The following is an 18431-nucleotide window of genomic DNA, read 5'->3' on the forward strand; positions in this document are numbered from 1 at the left end:
TTATACGAACAGGGATCGGAGGAGCCGATGGGCCACTCTCACGGCGTTCCGGCCGGCTCCGCCGCCGCGCGGCACCGGCGTCCGCTCGTGGCCGCATTCGTGCTGACCGCGGCGTTCATGGTCGTCGAGTTCGCGGTCGGAGTCGCGACGGGCTCGCTCGCGCTGCTCTCGGACGCCGCGCACATGGGCACCGACGTGCTGGCGCTCGGAATGTCGATCGCCGCGATCTCGCTCGCCGCCCGCCCCGCCGCGAAGGGCCGCACCTACGGCTCCTACCGCCTCGAAGTGCTGGCCGCCCTCGCGAACGGCCTGCTGCTGTTCGCGGTCGCCGCGTTCGTGATCGTCGAAGCGGTCCGCCGCTTCGCCGAGCCGCCCGCGGTGCCCGGCGGCCCCCTCCTGATCACCGCGGTGGTGGGCCTGGCGGTCAACCTCGTGAGCCTGCGCCTGCTGTCGGCCGGCGCGAAGGAGAGCATCACCCTCCGCGGAGCCTCCCTCGAGGTGCTCGGCGACGCGCTCGGCTCCATCGGCGTGATCGTCGCGGCGATCGTGCTGCTCACCACCGGCTGGGCGTGGGCGGATCCGATCGTCGGCGTGCTGATCGGGCTGCTGATCCTGCCGCGCACCTGGTCGCTGACCCGACAGGCGCTCGGGATCCTGATGGAGTCGGCGCCCGCGCACGTCGACCTCGCCGCGCTCGAGCGCGACGTCTGCGCCGTCCCCGGCGTGCTGGCGCTGCACGACCTGCACGTGTGGACGATCACCTCCGGCATGGAGAGCGCCACCGGCCACGTGGTCGTCGCCCCGGACACCGACTACCGCACCGCGCTCTCGCGGGTGCTCGCCGTCCTCCGCGAGCGCCACGGCATCGACCACGCGACCATCCAGTGCGAGCCCGAGGCCTTCCCGGAGACGACGCACCGCGTCTGAGCGCGGCGCCGCGGTGAGCAGGGCCGCCCGCCCGCGGGCCTGCGCCCCGGCACGCCTGCACCCACCCCGCGCCCACGACTCTCCAGGAGTTGTCGCACTCGGCGTCGAGCGCGACAACTCCTGGCGTCTCGCGGCGCGAGATCTCCTCGTGCGACCGCTCGACGGGCAGGCGCTCCGCCCGCGCTCCGCCACTCTCCAGGAGTTGTCGCACTCGGCATCGAGCGCGACAACTCCTGGCGTCTCGACGAGGGGAGGCCCGCCCGCCCTGAGCACCTTCCGATTGTTGACGTGAACATGTACAGTCGGCCGTCAGGGCGCGTTCACGTGAACACGCCCGCATTTCAATGGCGAAAGAGAGACCGCATCAATGTCGATGTCCTTCAGAAGGGTCGCCGCGCTCGCCACGAGCGCCGCCCTGGCCACAGGCGCCCTGCTGGCGATCCCCGCCGCAGCAGCCCCCGCTCAGGCCGCGGACGCGCTCCGCATCACGCCGAACCCCGCCGCCGCCGGTGAGGCGTTCGAGGGCTGGGGCACCAGCCTCGTCTGGTTCGCGAACGCGACCGGCAACTATCCCGAGGCCCTCCGCGAGGACCTGTACCAGAAGGTCTTCGGCGACAGCGGCCTCGACCTGAACATCGCCCGCTACAACATCGGCGGCGGCAACGCCTCCGACGTGAAGGACTACCTCCGCCCGGGCGGCGCCGTCGAGGGCTGGTGGAAGCCGAACCCGGCCGGCGACGCGGCGACCTACGGCGGCACCTCCACGAAGCTCGCCGACCGCGACGCGCTCCTGGCGAAGTGGAACCCGGACGACCCCGCCTCCTACGACTGGACCGCCGACGAGACGCAGCGCTGGTGGGTGGAGAAGCTCGCGCAGGAGAAGCAGATCTCGCACTGGGAGGCGTTCTCCAACTCCGCCCCGTACTTCATGACCGAGAGCGGCTACGTCTCGGGCGGCTTCGACGCGAAGAGCGAGCAGCTGAAGCCCGCCGCCGAGGAGAAGTTCGCGAAGTACCTCGTGGAGGTCACTGAGCACATGGAGGACGAGTACGGCATCGAGTTCGACACGCTCGACCCCTTCAACGAGCCGAACACGGACTACTGGGGCACGCAGCTCTCCAACGGCGTCCCGACCGGCGGACGCCAGGAGGGCATGCACGTCGGCCCGACGCGCCAGGCGGGTCTGATCCCCGACGTCGTCGCCGCGCTGGACGCCTCGACCACCGACGCCGGACTCGCCGCGATGGACGAGACCAACCCCGACATCTTCGCCACGAACTGGGCCGCCTACTCCGCCGCGATCCGTGCCGAGGTCGACCGGATGAACGTCCACACCTACGGCACCTCGGGCCGCCTCAAGGTCCGCGACCTCGCGAAGCAGGCCGACACCGACCTCTGGATGAGCGAGATCGAAGGCAACTGGGTCAAGGGGTTCGACCCCACCAACATGGAGAACGGCCTCGGCATCGCCGGCCGCATCAACGACGACCTGCGCGAGCTCGAGCCCGAGGCGTGGGTGCTCTGGCAGCCCGTCGAGGACTACTACAACATGCAGCAGCCCGCGCCCAAGGGCGAGAACCTCAACTGGGGCTCCGTCTACATCGACCTGGACTGCAAGCCGTACCAGGAGAACGGGACCGAGGTCTGGAAGTCGGTCCGCCGCGTCGCCGACGCCGGTGGCGACTCCACCAAGGCCCCGGTCTGCGGCGTCGAGACGAACTCGAAGTTCAACACCATCCGGAACTTCACGAAGTTCATCCACGAGGGCGACCACCTGATGCCCTCCACGGACAGCTCCTCCACCGCCGCCGTCCGCGGCGACGGCTCGGGCGCGACCGTCGTGCACGCCAACAGCACCACGGCCGACCAGACCGTCGTGCTCGACCTGTCCCGCTTCGGCACCATCGCCGACACCGCGGCGGTCACCCCCTACGTCACCACGAAGGCCTCCTCGGCCGCCGCTCCCACGAGCAACGCGCTGGTCGCGAAGACCCCGGTGGCCGTCGACCGCATCTCACGCACCGCCACGATCACCGTGCCCGCCAAGTCGGTCACGAGCTTCTCGATCGACGGAGTCTCGGGAGTCGCCGACTCCGCCCCCGCCCTGCGCGACGGCCACCGCTACCAGCTGGTCGGCACTCAGAGCGGCAAGGCGCTGACCGGCAACCCCTCGGGTGCCGCGACCACGCTCACCACGCTCGCCACCGACTCCGCCACGGCCGCCAAGCAGACCTGGACCGTCCGCGAGGTCGCCGCCGGCGACCGCGAGGCCACCCGCCGCGTCGTGCTCGTCAACGGCGACGGACGGGTGCTCGGAGCGACGACCGCCGGCACCGACCTGCGCACGCTGTCCGTCGACACGGCGAAGACGACCGCCGCGACCCGCTGGATCGTCAACACCACCGACGGCGTGAACTTCTCGCTCGTCAACGAGGCGATCGCCCAGTCGCTCGACGTGAACGGCGCCTCCAGCGCCGACGGCGCGTCGGTCGGCGTCTACACCTCCAACGGCGGAGCGAACCAGTCGTGGACCCTCCGCGACCTCGCCCCGGCCACGAGTCAGACCGTCGCGGTCCGCACCACGGCGGGCGTCGCTCCGACCCTGCCCGCGAGCATCACTCCGCAGTACTCCTGGGGAGCCGGCGCACCGCTCGCCGTCACCTGGCAGCGCCCCGCCGACTCGGCGTACGGCTCGACCGGCCGCGTCGAGGTGCCCGGCACCGCGACCGACCTCTACGGCCAGACGATCACCGTCACCGCGCTCGTCGACGTGGGCGGACTGACCGCGACCGATCCCGTGTCGGTCACGGCCGCCGCGGGCGCCTCGGTCACCGGAGTGAAGGCCTCGGCTCCGACCACGGTCCCCGCCCGCGTGGGCGCCTCGGCCAGCACCTTCCCGGTGCCGGTCGTCTGGGACTGGACGCCGCTCACCACCGCCTCCCTCGCCCAGGCCGGGCAGGTGACGGTCTCGGGAACGGCGACCGCCGACGGCGCGTCGCTCCCCGCCACGCTCACGGTGCTCGTCACCACGGGCACGCTCCGCAACTTCAACCCGGACGCCGGCATCGTCGCGACCGCGTCGTCGTCGGAGTCGGGCTACGGACCGGAGCGCACCCGCAACGGCGTCGACGGCGACAAGGGCTGGTCGAACTGGACCAACGGCACCAAGGCCGCGCAGAGCTCGCTGACGTACACCTTCCCCTCGACCCACCAGGTCGAGAAGGTGTCGGTGCAGTTCCTCGCCGACGGCGGCACGAGCTGGGCGCAGACCTACCAGCTGCAGTACCAGGCCGCCGACAGCACGACCTGGACCGCGGTTCCCGGCTACGAGTCGGCCGTGGCCCTCGCGTCGCCGGCCGGCGGAACGGCTCCCACCCTGGTGGCGTCGTTCGCGCCCGTCACGGCCAAGGCCTTCCGCGTCGTGATGAACGCCTACGACAACACGCACCTGATCGTGGCCGAGACCAAGCTCTACGAGTCGGTCGCCTCGGCGGCCGCGGTCACCACCCTGGGCGCCCTGCGCGTCGGCGGAGCCGGCATCGCCGGGTTCGACCCGGCCCGCACCTCCTACGCGGTCACCGTCGAGGGCACCGCGATGCCGGTGATCGGAGCAGTGGCGACCGACTCGGCGGCCACCGTGCGGATCACCCAGCCGACGACGGCGAACGGCGGAGTCGCGACCATCGCGGTCCGCGCCGCCGACGGCTCCGTCACGTCGACCACGACGGTGACGGTGACCCTGAAGGCGCCCGCCGCCCTCGCGATCGCGGTCACGGCGACCACCCGCTGCGTCGCCGGCAAGGTGACGCTCACCGTCGCGGCGAAGAACGGATCCGCCGTGCCGGTCTCGATGACCATCGCGACGCCCTCCGGGTCGAAGCAGGTCACCGGAGTCGCCCCCGGCGCGAGCGGCAGCGCCGCGTTCACCACGCGCGCCGCCTCGGTGGCGGCCGGTCAGGCGACCGTCACCGCGACGGGCACCGTCGACGGCAAGCAGGTCACCTCGGTGGCGACGGGAGCGTACGCGGCCCGCAGCTGCTGACGCCCCCTCCGGCACGGACCGCCTCCGCCCCTCCGGGGACGGGGGCGGTCCGTCGTTCGCCGTGGGAGCGGCACGGCAGGGGCCGGGAGGACAGGGGCCGTCAGGACAGGGGCAGTCAGGACAGGGGCCGTGGGTCGCGGGATCTCGAGACGCCCGCTGCGCGGGCTACTCGATCAGCAAGGACCTGACGCCCTGTGCAAGCCGGACACCCGCCCCCACCCCGGCTGGTCCCGAACCGCACACTCGTGCCGGTCGGGCAGCCGCCGCATCCCTGCCGGTCGGGCAGCCGCGGCACGCGGCGACTCGAGACGCGTCAGTGCCCCGCAGCCGCCCCGTCGCGCTTCCGCAGGCGCGAGACGCCCATCACGACGGCCGCGATGACCAGCCCCAGCACGAGGCCGAAGATCATCGAGACGAAGGTGTCGGCCAGCCAGACGACGACCGGGCCCGCGCCCTCGACCGCATGGGTGACGACGTGCACGAGGTCGTACGGACCGTGCCAGACCGTCTCGGCGAGGTTCGCGACGACGAGGTGCCCGCCGACCCAGAGCATGGCGAGCGTCCCGATGATGCTGATCGCGCGGAACACGACCGGCATCGACGCGACGATCCTCGCTCCGGTGCGCCGCACGCCGCGGGCCGCGTTCTTCATCAGGCGCAGGCCCACGTCGTCGATCTTCACGAGCAGGGCGACCGCGCCGTAGACGAGCACCGTCATCCCGAGCCCGACGACCAGGAGCGCGCCGAGCGTGGGCCAGATCCCGAAGTCGGGATCGAGGCCGTCGAGCGCGATCAGCATGATCTCGGTGCTCAGGATGAGGTCGGTGCGGATGGCGCCGAAGACGAGCTTCTTCTCGTCGCGCGCCTCCGTCTCGTGGCCGCCGTGCGAGACGCCGAACCACTCCAGCACCTTCTCCGCCCCCTCGAAGCAGAGGAAGGCGCCGCCGAGGATCAGCAGGTACGGCAGCACCTGCGGCGCGAACGCCGAGAGCAGCAGCGCCAGCGGGATGATGATGACGAACTTGTTGAACAGGCTCCCCAGCGCGATCCGACCGACCACCGGCAGCTCCCGCGCGGGCGTGAGGCCCTGCACGTACTGCGGGGTGACGGCCGCGTCGTCGATCACGACGCCCGCCGTCTTGGCGCTCGCCTTCAGGGCGGCGGTGAGGATGTCATCGACAACCGCGAGCAGGCCGACCGACATGTGCGTCTCCTTGGAGGTCCGGGGTGAGAGGGCTCACAGTATCGCGCCCGGGCGGCGGCTCCGCGTCGCCGGCCGCGTGCGATCCGCAGGAGGGTGCGCCATCCGCAGGGACGCGTACCCCTTGAGGTGTGCGATCTGCAGGAGTGCGTGCCGTCTGCAGGAGTGCGTGCGATCTGCAGGTGCGATGTGCAGGCCATCCGTCCGAGGGAGCGCTCTCCTCCGGATACGCCGCCGAGAAACGCGAGAATCCCCTGCAGACCGCACCGGCCGACCCTGCAGATCGCACAGGTGCCTGCAGATCGCACAGGTGCCTGCAGATCGCACGTGAGGCGGAGGAGGAAGAGGAAGAGGAAGAGGACTAGGAAGAGGACTAGGAAGAGGACTACGAGCCGGACGAGCGGGAGGACGCCGACGACGCGGACGACGCGGAGGAAGAAGCCGCACCCGACCTGGACGCCCCCGCCCCCGCCCCCGCCCCACCGCTCGGCGCCGGCCCCGTGCTCTCGCGCACGATCAGCCGGGTCGGCACCAGCGACACCCCGGTGCGCTCGCCCGACTCGAGCTCGCGCAGCAGGATGTCGACCGAGCGGCGGCCCGTGTCGCCGAAGAACTGGCGCACCGTCGTCAGCGGCGGCCAGAAGCTCGCCGACTCCTGCATGTCGTCGAAGCCGGCCACGCTCACCTCGCCGGGCACGGCGCGTCCGGCCTCGTGCAGCGCGCGCAGCACGCCGAGCGCCATCTGGTCGTTCGCGGCGAAGATCGCGGTGACCTCGGGATCGGCGGCGAGCCGCTTGCCGAGGCGGTAGCCGGAGTCGGTGGACCAGTCGCCGACCAGCACCTCCGGCACCGGGGCGCCGCGCTCGATCAGGGTCGACTCCCACGCCTCGTGGCGGCGCTCGGCGGAGTAGGAGCGGTCCGGGCCGGCGATGTGGTGCACGGTGCGGTGGCCGAGTCCGAGCAGGTGCTCGACGGCCTGACGGGCGCCCGACATCTGGTCGGTGTCGACCACGGGGTACTTCTCGCCGCCGGCGGAGTCGACGACCACCACGGGCAGCTCCGGAGGCAGGACGATGTCGGCCTCGTCGAGCAGGTGCGCCTCGACGATGATGATGACGCCGTCGACCGCCTCCTCGCTCAACCGGTGGAACGCGACCGAGACCTCGCCCTGGGTGGGGTGGGAGACGGGGATGAGCGTGATCGAGTAGCCCGCGTCGGCGGCCGCGATCGCGATGGCGTCGAGGGTGCGCATGTTGCCGAACGAGGACAGCGTGAACATGATCACGCCGATGCTGTGGAAGCGTCCCGTCCGCAGCGCCCGCGCCGCGCTGTTGGGCCGGTAGCCGAGGGCGCGCATCGCCTCGAGGACCCGCTCGCGGGTCTCGCCGTCGACGTTCTGCTTGCCGTTCGACACCCGCGAGACCGTCTGGCCCGAGACGTTCGCGCGCCGGGCCACGTCGGCCATCGAGACGCCGCGTCGCGGCCGGGTGGACGGGGACGGGCGGTCGGTCTCGAGTGCCATGGGGTTCCCTTTATAGCGCGCCGCCCGTCAGCCGTGGTGCATCGTGCGCCGGATCGTGACGCAGGAACAGTCGCGGGTGGCGACGTGGACATGCTACGGTGACGCTCTGCCATGTTGACGTGAACATGGCGGGCCCGCACTACTCCCGAACGGAATCCCATGACGACGACGTCTCCCCCCGTCCCGCTGAGCGAGGTCGCCCCTCCGGCGTCCCCCCTCGCGGCCCCGAAGTCGCGGGCGAAGAGCGAGTGGAAGGGCCTGGCGTTCGTCGCCCCCTTCCTCGTCGTCTTCCTCCTGGTCTTCATCGCCCCGGTCGTCTACTCGATCTACCTCAGCCTGTTCCGCGAGCAGCTGGTGGGCGGCAACTCCTTCGTCGGCTTCGCCAACTACACGGCGATCTTCACCGACCCGAACTTCTGGGAGGGCTTCGGCCGCGTCCTGCTGTTCCTCGTCGTGCAGGTCCCCGTGATGCTCGTGCTGGCCCTCGTCGCGGCCCTCGCGATCGACAGCGGCCGCCTCCACGGCACCGGCTTCTTCCGCATCGTGGTCTTCCTCCCCTACGCCGTCCCCGCGGTCGTCGCGGTGCTGATGTGGGGCTTCATCTACGGCGACAACTTCGGCCTGGCCGCGAACGTCAACGACCTGCTCGGCTCCGATGTCGTCCAGCCCTTCTCGCGCGACTGGATCCTCGCCTCGATCGGCAACATCGTCACGTGGGAGTTCGTGGGCTACAACATGCTCATCTTCTACTCCGCGCTGAAGACGATCCCCGGCGAGCTCTACGAGGCGGCCGAGATCGACGGCGCCGGCCCGATGCGCGTCATCCGCTCGATCAAGCTGCCCGCCCTGCGCGGCGCGATCGTCATCGCCACGATCTTCTCGATCATCGGCAGCTTCCAGCTGTTCAACGAGCCGAACATCCTCCGGACGCTGGCGCCGAACATCATCACCACCTACTTCACCCCGAACATGTACGCCTACAACCTGTCCTTCGCCGGTCAGCAGTACAACGCGTCGGCCACGGTCGCCATCGTCATGGGCGTGATCACCGCGGTGATCGCCTACGTCGTGCAGCTCCGCGGCGCGCGGAAGGAGAACTGATGGCCCTCGCGACCGCTCCCCGGACGCCCTCCCGCGCCCCGAAGCGCCCGGCCGCCCGCCGCGGCTCCTCGGTGCAGCCCAAGAAGTCGATCGCCTTCACCCTGCTGATGTCGGTCTTCATCCTCTACAGCCTCGTGCCGCTGGCCTGGCTGGTCATCAACGCGACGAAGACGCAGGCCGGCCTGCTCTCGAGCTTCGGCCTCTGGTTCGACGGCGACTTCGTCTTCTTCCAGAACATCGCCGACACCCTCAGCTACCGCGACGGGATCTTCCTCCGCTGGCTCGGCAACACCCTGCTCTACGTCGTCGTCGGCGCCGGAGGAGCGACGCTCCTGGCCACGCTCGCCGGCTACGGCCTCGCGAAGTTCCGCTTCACGGGCCGCAAGGCGGTCTTCGCCGTGGTGCTCGGAGCGATCGCGGTCCCCGGCACGGCCCTCGCCGTCCCGACGTTCCTCATGTTCAGCCAGCTCGGCCTGACCAACACCCCGTGGGCGATCATCATCCCCTCGCTGATCAGCCCGTTCGGCCTCTACCTCGTCTGGGTCTACGCGGTGGAGTCGGTGCCCACCGAGCTGCTCGAAGCGGCGCGGATGGACGGGGCGGGCGAGTTCCGCACCTTCTTCACCATCTCCATCCGACTCCTCGCCCCCGGCATCGTGACTGTGCTGCTGTTCTCGGTCGTCGCGACCTGGAACAACTACTTCCTCCCGCTGATCATGCTGAGCGACCCCACCTGGTACCCGCTCACCGTCGGCCTCAACCAGTGGAACGCGCAGGCCACCGGCGTCAGCGCGCAGCCGATCTACAACCTCGTGATCACGGGCTCGCTGCTCACGATCATCCCCATCGTCGTCGCCTTCCTCGGACTCCAGCGCTTCTGGCAGTCCGGTCTGAGCGCCGGCAGCGTCAAGGGCTGAGCCCTCCCCTACCCATCCCCCGGCCGGAGCGTCCTGCCCCGTCCACAGCACCCGCAGCACGAAGAAGTGAAGGGAAACACCACCATGAAGATCGCCCGTTCCGCCCTCCGGCGGACCCTGACGGTCGCGGCCGTCGCGGCCCTGGCCGCCGGCTCCCTCGCGGCCTGCTCGTCCACCTCCGGTGGCGGCACGACCACGAGCGCCGGCTCCGCCGCCGACCTCGACTCGGCCCTCGAGGCCGGTGGCAAGATCACGTACTGGAGCTGGACCCCCAGCGCCGAGGCGCAGGTCGCCGCGTTCGAGAAGGCCTACCCGAAGGTCGACGTCGAGCTCGTCAACGCCGGCACCAACAAGGACGAGTACACCAAGCTCGAGAACGCGATCAAGGCCGGCTCGGGCGCCCCCGACGTCGTCCAGATCGAGTACTACGCCATGCCGCAGTTCGCGCTGTCGGACTCGCTCCTCGACCTGTCGCAGTACGGCATGGGCGACCTCGAGGACAAGTACTCCGCCTCCACCTGGGGCAGCGTCAACATCGACGGCAAGCTCGTCGGCCTCCCGCAGGACTCGGGCCCCATGGCGCTGTTCTACAACAAGACGGTCTTCGACCAGTACGGCATCGCCGTCCCCGCCACCTGGGACGAGTACGTGGCCGCGGCCGAGAAGCTGCACACCGCCGACCCGTCGAAGTACATCACCGCCGACACCGGCGACGCCGGCTTCGCGACCAGCATGATCTGGCAGGCGGGCGGCGAGCCGTTCACCACCGACGGCACGGACGTCACGATCGACCTCGCCGACGAGGGCACCGCGAAGTGGACCGGCGTCTGGAACCAGCTCGTCGAGAAGAAGCTGCTCTCGGACACCCCCGCCTGGGGCGACGAGTGGTACAAGGGCCTCGCCGATGGCTCCATCGCCTCGCTGGTGACCGGCGCCTGGATGCCCGGCGTGCTCGAGTCCAGCGTCCCCGACGCCTCCGGCGACTGGGCCGTCGCGCCGATCCCGACCTACGACGGCACCGCCGTCAGCGCCGAGAACGGCGGTGGCGGCCAGTCCGTCACCAAGCAGAGCGAGAACCCGGCGCTGGCCGCCGCGTTCCTGCGCTGGCTGAACAGCGACCAGGCCTCGGTCGACGTCTTCCTGCAGAGCGGCGGATTCCCGTCGACCACGGCCGACCTCGACAGCTCGGACTTCACCGGTCAGGAGTCGGAGTACTTCGGCGGCCAGAAGATCAACGAGGTGCTGACCCAGGCCTCGAAGGACGTCCGCTCCGGCTGGTCGTACCTGCCCTACCAGGTCTACGCGAACAGCGTCTTCGGCGACACCGTCGGCCAGGCGTACGCCAACGGCACCAGCCTCGACCAGGGCCTCGCCGACTGGCAGAGCAAGCTCGTCCAGTACGGCAACGCGCAGGGCTTCACCGTCTCGGAGTAGCACCACTGCTCGACGCGGGGCCGGCCGGATCGCTCCGGTCGGCCCCGCGTCGTTCTCACGCTCGGACACACCGGGCACCGATCCTGAGGGGGATCCAGATGACCACCGCTCCCGAGAGCCGCTTCGCCATCGGCGCCGCCGACTTCGAGCTCGACGGCCGCCCGCACCGCATCCTGTCGGGGGCGCTGCACTACTTCCGCATCCACCCGGACCTCTGGGCCGACCGGATCCGCAAGGCCCGCCTGATGGGCCTGAACACCATCGAGACCTACGTCGCCTGGAACGCGCACGAGCCGCGCCGCGGCGAGTGGCGCGAGGACGCCGGGCTCGACCTGGGCCGCTTCCTCGACCTGATCGCCGCCGAGGGCATGCACGCGATCGTGCGCCCCGGCCCCTACATCTGCGCGGAGTGGGACAACGGCGCCCTCCCCGCCTGGCTCTTCCGCGACCCCGAGGTGGGCGTGCGCCGCTCCGAGCCGAACTATCTCGCGGCGGTCAGCGACTACCTGCGGCGCGTCTACGCGATCGTCGAGCCGCGCCAGATCGACGCCGGCGGGCCCGTGGTCCTCGTGCAGATCGAGAACGAGTACGGCGCGTACGGCTCCGACAAGGAGTACCTCGCCGAGCTCGTCCGGGTGACGCGCGACTCCGGCATCACGGTGCCGCTCACCACCATCGACCAGCCGACGCCGCAGATGCTCGCCGACGGCAGCCTCCCGGGCCTGCACCTCACCGGCTCGTTCGGCTCGCGGACCACGGAGCGCCTCGCGACGCTGCGCGAGTTCCAGCCCACCGGTCCGCTGATGTGCATGGAGTTCTGGTGCGGCTGGTTCGACGACTGGGGCACCCAGCACCACACCACCGACGCCGACGCCTCCGCCCAGGAGCTCGACACCCTGCTCGCGGCCGGCGGCTCCGTCAACATCTACATGTTCCACGGAGGCACCAACTTCGGCCTGACCAGCGGAGCGAACGACAAGGGCCGCTACGCCGCGATCACGACGAGCTACGACTACGACGCCCCGCTCGACGAGGGCGGCGACCCGACCGCGAAGTTCTGGGCGTTCCGCGACGTCATCGCGCGCTACGCGCCGGTGCCGGAGGAGGTGCCCGCGGTGCGCCCGCCGGCCCCGGCCCTCACGGCTCCGCTCGTCTCCGGCCCGGCCCTGCTCGGCCTCGGCCAGGCGTTCGGACCGGCCGCGCACCTCGACGCGATGGCCTCCTTCGACGACCTCGGCCACGACGACGGCTTCGTGCTCTTCACGACGACGCTCGACGGCTCCTCCGCTCCGGCCCGCCTCGTGGTGGGCGAGGAGGTGCGCGACCGCGCCTGGGTGCTGCTGGACGGCGTCCCGGTGGGCGTGCTGGCGCGCGACCACCACGAGCGGGCGCTGACGCTGCCGAGCGGACGCGGCGAGCTCGCGATCCTGGTCGAGAACCAGGGGCGGGTGAACTACGGCACGCGGATCGGCGAGCACAAGGGCCTGATCGGAGGGGTGCGGCTGGACGGCGCCGAGCTGATCGGCTGGGCCGCCCGCGCCCTCGCTCTGGAGTGCCTGCACGACCTCGCCGTCGCGGCGCCGGCGTTCTCGGCCGGGCCGCAGCTCGCCTCCGGCTCGTTCGACCTCGACGAGCAGGCCGACCTGTACGTGGACACGCTGCACTGGGGCAAGGGCCTGGTCTGGGTGAACGGCTTCCTCCTCGGTCGCTACTGGCGCCGTGGACCGCAGCGCACGCTGATCGTCCCCGCGCCGGTCACCCGCGCCGGCCGCAACCGCGTCGTGGTGCTGGAGCTGGAGGGCATCGCCGAGCCGGAGATCCGCCTTCTCGCGGGGGCCGAGCTCGGGCATACGGAGATCTGACCTGCACAGCGGAGGCCAGGAGGGCCGGGGGACGCCGTGGGGCGTCGATCCGGGCTCCCGGCCTTCGTCGTGCAGGCGCCGCGGTGCCGCCTCCAGGATGCGGGGCTCTGCTAGCCTCAGGCGCCCCGGTGCGGCGCCGGCGGGCGAAGGGGGAGACACGATGTCCAAGGCACTGCTGCGCACGACTCTGATCGGAGGCGCGCTGCTGCTCGCCCTCTCGGGCTGCGCGGGGACCGCGACGAGCGGATCGACACTCCGGCCGTTCACTCCGACGCTCCCCTCGTCGTCGGCCGCCCCGTCCGCCACCGCGACGGCCGCCGCCCCTGCCGCCGACACCGCTCAGAAGACCAGCGAGCAGGTGGCCGCCGTGCTGACCGGCGTGCAGTTCGTGCCCGGCGAGTACGCGAGCATCCAGGAGATGCTCGACTCGATCTACCCCGGGCTCACCGCGACGGACGCGAGCTGCCTCTCGCCCTTCGGCCTGGGCTGGGACACCGCGCAGCCCGCCGCCGGACTCTCGTACGGCACCAGCGCCGACCGCTCCATGACCGCCGTCGTGTCGAGCACCGGCACCGCCGACGCGGCCGCCTCGCTCCTCGCGAGCGCCACCGACGCGACCACGCGCTGCGCCTCCGGCTCGGCGCTCTTCGCCATGCAGGGCGTGCCGGTCGAGACGACCGTCGAGCGCACCGAGCAGACCCTGACCGGCGCCGACGAGACGCTCGGCTGGAAGGTGTCCGGAGCCGTGGGCGGCAAGCCGTTCTCGCTCGTGGGCATCACCGCGCGCGTCGGCGGCGACGCGGTCGCGCTCGTGGGCTGGGACCCGACGACGAACACCTCGTACGTCCCGCGCGCGACGCAGCTCGTCGTCGACGGCCTGTAGGGCGCAGGGCACGTCCCCTCCTTCGCGAGAGTCCAGGAGTCGTCGTCTTCGACGCCGAGTGCGACGACTTCTGCACAGTGGGCGGTCGGGCGGGTGCCGGGAACGTCGCCGGGCGCCGGGCGTCCGAGCGGGCGTCAGGCCAGCCAGGAGAGGGTGCCGCCGTGGGCGGCCGCGCTCGCGAGCGGGACGCCGTCGGCGGCGAGGAGGAACGGGGTCGGCTCGGGAGCGACGCGGGCCCGCCGGGCGGCGACGAGGTGCGGGAGCAGCGCCTCCGCCTCGAGCGTCACCAGGCTCGCGTCGCGCGCGGCGACCGTCGCCAGCACGCTCTCGCGCGCGGCCCACGGGAGGTAGACCAGGGTCCCGAGGGAGACGACGACCGTCCGCAGACCGCGCGGTACCGCGTCGAGCAGGGCGGGCAGGTCGGCGGCCGCATCGCCCGCGACGATCGTCGGCGGGCCGTCCTGCAGAGTCTCCACGGCCGAGCGGAGACGCGCGGTCCGCTCCGGGCGGTCGGGCGGGAGAAGCGCCTCCAGCCAGGCCACGTCCTCGGGCGTGCGGATGTCGAGCGGCGCCAGGTCGAGCCCCCGGCGCCACGCGACGACCGGAAGCCGCGCCGGCGCCGCGCCTCCGCTCACCGCGCACCGCAGCAGAGGCGCGCCCGCCCCGAGCCGCGTCTCGCCGTCGCTCGCCGTGAAGGCGTAGGAGTACCGATCCGGCGCCAGGCAGATCCCCGCGGAAGCGCCGATCTCGACGAGCGCCACCGGCTCCCCGGGCTCCGTGATCCGCTCCAGCGCCGCCACCAGGGGCGCGCATCGCAGCGCCTCGTTGGTCTGCGTCCTCCGCTCGGCCGCGATCGGCGCCACCCGCACCCACTCGCTCCGGAGCCACACGGCGAACCCGGCGCCGTCCACGTCGGGCACGCCGAGCAGCCGCGCGACCGAGAAGAGCAGGGACGGCTGCCGGTGCTGCGCGGGAAGCTGGTCGATCAGGGCGAGGAGGCGCGCGTCGTCCGCGACGGCGAGCGCCCACTCCACCTGCCGCTCGGAGGTCTGCGCGAGCTCGACGGCGGCGCGGTGGAAGCGGTCGGCGGAGGAGGGCATGCCTCCATCCTGAGGGAGCGGTGTCACGGTGCCTGCAGGCGGGTGGAGGGTCTGCGCGGTGGGCGACGATCCCCCGCCCCTGTTCACAACTCAGGAAGAACGTCCGAACGGCGGCCGGTCTCCGCGGATCGGGAGGCGCACGGACGAATCCTTCCTGCGTTCTGAACACGATCCGGGCTCGGGTCCCGCGTCGGAGACCCTCCCCCGCCGCCCGGAGATGTCTGTGGCCGCCCGCCCTCGGGGAGCGGCTGGCATCCGAAGGCGGAGCCGCTGCTCTGGCAGCCGGGCCGCCAGGAGCGGAAGGTCCCCGAGAACGGCGCCGTCGACATCCGCTGCCGACGCGACCTCATGCCCGCCGCCCTCGACCCGCAGAAGCGCACCCGCCCGCTCCGCCCGCTCCGCCCGCCGCCCCGCCGAGACACCCTTAGCCCGCTCGACACACCGCCGCGCCGGCAGCGTCCCGCACACGAGCGCGGTGTCTCGACGCAGCCGCACCGCCGCCGGAGGCATCCCGTGACTGAGCCCCGGAGTCGCCCGGCTGGGAGTCCGCCCGGCGGCCGGCGCCACCGCTTCGCATTACGGATAACGGCACGTGCCCTCCGAACGAGGGGCGTACTTTCGGAGAACAGCCGGAGGGACGGCACGACCGTCCGACTCCACCGCCTGCAGAGCAGGCGTCGGCGGGGTCGGCGCGACGGTACCCGGGATCGGCATCCCGGAGCCCGGCACCCCGGATCGACACTCCGGACACTCGACTCGGTGGCACCGCACACCCCGGGTCCTGCTCCCCACGAACACCCCCCACCCTCTCGCACTCCCCCTCCCGGCGGCACTCGTCGGGGCACTCCACCGTCGCGGCCGGCACCCGCGACACAGCACAGAACGGCGGCACGCACCATGGGCGCTCTCCTCTATGGCACTCCCCCCACCTCGCACGAGATCGACGACCGTGCGCTCGCGCACCTGCAGATCGTCATGATCAACAAGTTCCGCCGCGACGAGGCGTTCGCTTTCCAGCTCGACGCCTCGAGCGCGCACGGCACCGGACGCCAGACGCTCTGGCTGCACCCGACCATCCCCCTCCAGTTCTCGTTCCACGGCAGCCGCATGCCGGCGATCAACGCCACCTGGGTGCGCGCACTGATGGAGGAGGCCAACAGCGGCCGGGGCCTGCGGATCGTCACCGAGCCGGCGCAGCAGCCCGAGTCCTCCGGGCTCACGCACGCTGCCTGAGCGCGCCGTGTCCAGGCGCGACGACGACGAGCCGATGGAGGTCACCGACTTCGTCGAGCTCGCCGGTGCAGTGCACAACGATGCCGGCTTCGAGTGCTCCTCCACTGTCGACGGGGTGTCGGGCGCGCTCTGCGTGCTGCCCGACTCCCTGGTGCTGCGGAGCGCCGGCACCGGCGACTCGACCCGCGTCGGCACCCGCGACATCCGCTCCTGGCGGGCCACGTCGGCCGGCGCCACCTTCTCGCTCGCCGTGGAAGCCGGAGCGCGGCACACCGTGGTGCTGCTCACGCAGTTCCAGGCGGCGACCGTCCAGGCCATGACCCGCGCCGCCGGACCCGCGACTGGCTTATCCGCTTAACGAATTCCCCGTTCGGGGCACGCGGTGGAGGGCGCCTCCCGTGCGACCCTGATCGGGATGGACGAGAAGGACGAGGTCATGCGCTCCGACATCGGCGGGCGTGACATCGAGCAGGCGCGGGCCCTCTTCGAGCAGTCGTACAACGGGCACCGCTTCGTCGTCGAGCCCGGCGAGGACTTCTCGTACCGCTACACCTCCGTCGGCGACGGCGACGTGACGCTCCGCGGCAGCCAGTTCGCCGGCTCCGTGCAGGGCTCGATCCAGACCGAGGGCGAGTACGTCGTCTCGTGGCTGACCGCCGGCGCGGGCGTCACCGATCTCGACGGCGACGCGGTGACCCTCGGATTCGGGCAGCCGGCGATCTTCGTCAACGACCGCCCCAGCCGGTTCGAGTTCCACGACTACCGCCAGAACCTCATCCACTTCGACGGCGCGTACCTCGAGGGCATCGCGGAGGAGGTCGAGGGCACCCGCGGCCCCCTCCTCTTCGACACCACGTCACGGCCCGAGGGCGCGGCGCTGCGACGCTGGTCGGCGACCGTCGCGACGGTCGCCCGGGTGATCTACGACGCCGACAGCTCGCCGCTGCTGCGCCGAGAGGCCGACCGCGCGGTCGCCGTCGCCCTGCTCGAGACCTTCCCGCACGCGACGCTCGACACGCCCGGCGACCTCGGAGTGCCCCGATCAGGACGCCTCCGCCAGGCGGTCGAGTACATGTACGCGCACGCTCACGAGCCGTTGCGGACCGAGCAGATCGCCGACGCGGCGGGCATCGGCCTGCGGACGCTGCAGACCGAGTTCCGGCGCGAGTTCGGCTTCACCGCGGTCGACTACCTGCGGCGGATCCGGCTGGACGGCGTGCAGAGGGAGTTGCGGGCGGGCGAGTCCGGAGTCGTCAGCGTCAGCGAGGTCGCACGGCGCTGGGGCTTCGCGCACCTTGGCCGGTTCTCGGCCTCGTACGCCCACCGCTTCGGTGAGCGCCCCAGCACCACGCTCGACACCTGAGACCTCAGAGGTAGTCGGTCCCGCCGTCGTCCTCCCTGTCGTCGCCTTCGCCGCGCGGCTGCACGGTCGGCCGCGCGGGCTGGAGCCGGCGGGTCTTCTCGCGCATCGACTCCACCGCCTCCGGGTCGTCGAGGTCGACGCCGCGGTCGAGCGCCGGGCTGGTGAAGAGCTGGCTGGCCGGTCCGACCAGGAGACGGGTCTCGCCGCGCATCCCCTCGTCCGAGAGCGACGGCACCACGACCAGGTCCGACTTCCCCACGTTCGCCAGCGCCTGCGCGTACTCGACGACCGCCGAGCACACCTCGTCGCCCAGCAGCACGAATCCGCTCGCGTAGTACAGCTTCTGCATCTCGCCCTCCCCTGGATCCCGGACCGCCCCTCCGGTCGGCCCGTCCCCCGACGCTAGGACGGCGCCGACCGGGCGCCCCACCCCTTGACGGGGGTGGGGCGGAGGGGTCAGAGTCAGCGCTGAGCGGGCAGTCGCAGCGCGGTCGCGAGCGCCTCGACGACGCGGGTCGCGCGCACGTCGCCGACCCCCTCCATCCGGTTGGTGAGGAACGCGAAGCCGACTCCCGCGTCCGGGTCGGCGAAGGCGACCCGTCCGCCCGCGCCGTCGTGCCCGAAGCCGCTTGGAGTGAGGTACCGGCGGGCCTCGGTGCCGAGCTGGAAGCCGCAGCTCCAGGCCGGCAACGGGCCCGGCACCGGCCACACCGGCGGGCCGCTGCTGAGCGGAGCGGTGGCCCGCTCGATCGTCGCGTCCTCGAGCAGCCGCACGCCCTCGGTCTCGGTGAACGCCGCCGACCAGATCGCGGCGAGCGCGCGGGCCGAGCCGATGCCGCCCGCTCC

15 protein-coding genes are annotated in these 18431 nt (G+C 71.9%); 10 read left to right on the forward strand and 5 right to left on the reverse strand.

The window, feature by feature from the left end:
• Window positions 1-27 precede the first annotated feature (27 nt).
• Both C5C24_RS05905 and C5C24_RS05910 read left to right on the forward strand, forming a co-directional pair.
• A complete protein-coding gene (locus C5C24_RS05905; RefSeq protein ID WP_104304528.1) occupies window positions 28-927 on the forward strand; it encodes a cation diffusion facilitator family transporter in 900 nt (299 codons plus the stop codon).
• A gap of 367 nt (window positions 928-1294) precedes the next feature.
• The gene (locus C5C24_RS05910; protein ID WP_104304529.1) at window positions 1295-4969 is read left to right on the forward strand and encodes a glycoside hydrolase; all 3675 of its coding nucleotides are present in this window, start codon (window positions 1295-1297) and stop codon (window positions 4967-4969) included.
• 313 nt (window positions 4970-5282) lie between these two features.
• Here the strand turns inward: C5C24_RS05910 and C5C24_RS05915 are convergent, their stop codons facing one another.
• Window positions 5283-6173 (reverse strand): DUF808 domain-containing protein, encoded by an 891-nt coding sequence (locus tag C5C24_RS05915; RefSeq protein ID WP_104275806.1) that lies wholly within the window; start codon window positions 6171-6173, stop codon window positions 5283-5285.
• A 382-nt stretch (window positions 6174-6555) separates the two neighbouring features.
• Entirely contained in the window at window positions 6556-7692 is a 1137-nt protein-coding gene (locus C5C24_RS05920; RefSeq protein WP_146082533.1) for a LacI family DNA-binding transcriptional regulator, read from the reverse strand.
• Between the two features lie 159 nt (window positions 7693-7851).
• Between C5C24_RS05920 and C5C24_RS05925 the strand changes: the two genes are divergently transcribed.
• The 5 genes from C5C24_RS05925 to C5C24_RS05945 all read left to right on the forward strand — a co-directional run bounded on the left by C5C24_RS05925 (window position 7852) and on the right by C5C24_RS05945 (window position 13889).
• On the forward strand, window positions 7852-8793 hold the full coding sequence (locus C5C24_RS05925) for a carbohydrate ABC transporter permease (protein ID WP_104226355.1): 942 nt from the start codon (window positions 7852-7854) through the stop codon (window positions 8791-8793).
• Window positions 8793-9710, forward strand: coding sequence for a carbohydrate ABC transporter permease (locus tag C5C24_RS05930; protein ID WP_104275805.1), 918 nt, complete (start codon window positions 8793-8795; stop codon window positions 9708-9710). The genes C5C24_RS05925 and C5C24_RS05930 overlap by 1 nt, the downstream gene beginning before the upstream one ends.
• A gap of 84 nt (window positions 9711-9794) precedes the next feature.
• Entirely contained in the window at window positions 9795-11144 is a 1350-nt protein-coding gene (locus C5C24_RS05935) for a sugar ABC transporter substrate-binding protein (protein WP_104275804.1), read from the forward strand.
• 98 nt (window positions 11145-11242) lie between these two features.
• A complete protein-coding gene (locus tag C5C24_RS05940; RefSeq protein WP_104304530.1) occupies window positions 11243-13006 on the forward strand; it encodes a beta-galactosidase family protein in 1764 nt (587 codons plus the stop codon).
• Window positions 13007-13166: 160 nt separating this feature from the next.
• A complete protein-coding gene (locus C5C24_RS05945) occupies window positions 13167-13889 on the forward strand; it encodes a hypothetical protein (protein WP_104304531.1) in 723 nt (240 codons plus the stop codon).
• Between the two features lie 134 nt (window positions 13890-14023).
• Here the strand turns inward: C5C24_RS05945 and C5C24_RS05950 are convergent, their stop codons facing one another.
• Window positions 14024-14989, reverse strand: coding sequence for a DUF2332 family protein (locus tag C5C24_RS05950; protein WP_104304532.1), 966 nt, complete (start codon window positions 14987-14989; stop codon window positions 14024-14026).
• An 897-nt stretch (window positions 14990-15886) separates the two neighbouring features.
• Between C5C24_RS05950 and C5C24_RS05955 the strand changes: the two genes are divergently transcribed.
• Genes C5C24_RS05955 through C5C24_RS05965 form a run of 3 tightly spaced genes read left to right on the forward strand, consistent with a single transcriptional unit; the run spans window position 15887 to window position 17585 of the window.
• A complete protein-coding gene (locus C5C24_RS05955) occupies window positions 15887-16222 on the forward strand; it encodes an ATP-dependent DNA ligase (protein ID WP_104223411.1) in 336 nt (111 codons plus the stop codon).
• A gap of 7 nt (window positions 16223-16229) precedes the next feature.
• Window positions 16230-16580 carry a hypothetical protein gene (locus tag C5C24_RS05960; protein WP_104275800.1) on the forward strand — a complete coding sequence of 117 codons (351 nt, stop codon included), beginning with the start codon at window positions 16230-16232 and terminating at the stop codon, window positions 16578-16580.
• A 57-nt stretch (window positions 16581-16637) separates the two neighbouring features.
• Entirely contained in the window at window positions 16638-17585 is a 948-nt protein-coding gene (locus C5C24_RS05965; RefSeq protein WP_146082534.1) for an AraC family transcriptional regulator, read from the forward strand.
• A gap of 4 nt (window positions 17586-17589) precedes the next feature.
• On the opposite strand, the gene C5C24_RS05970 is transcribed toward C5C24_RS05965, so the two are convergent.
• A complete protein-coding gene (locus tag C5C24_RS05970; RefSeq protein WP_104275798.1) occupies window positions 17590-17934 on the reverse strand; it encodes a hypothetical protein in 345 nt (114 codons plus the stop codon).
• 113 nt (window positions 17935-18047) lie between these two features.
• Window positions 18048-18431 (reverse strand): serine hydrolase (locus C5C24_RS05975; RefSeq protein ID WP_146082535.1); only part of this gene is annotated, 384 nt, incomplete at its 5' end.

The sequence above is a fragment of the Rathayibacter sp. AY2B3 genome (assembly GCF_002931755.1).
Lineage (GTDB): Bacteria > Actinomycetota > Actinomycetes > Actinomycetales > Microbacteriaceae > Rathayibacter.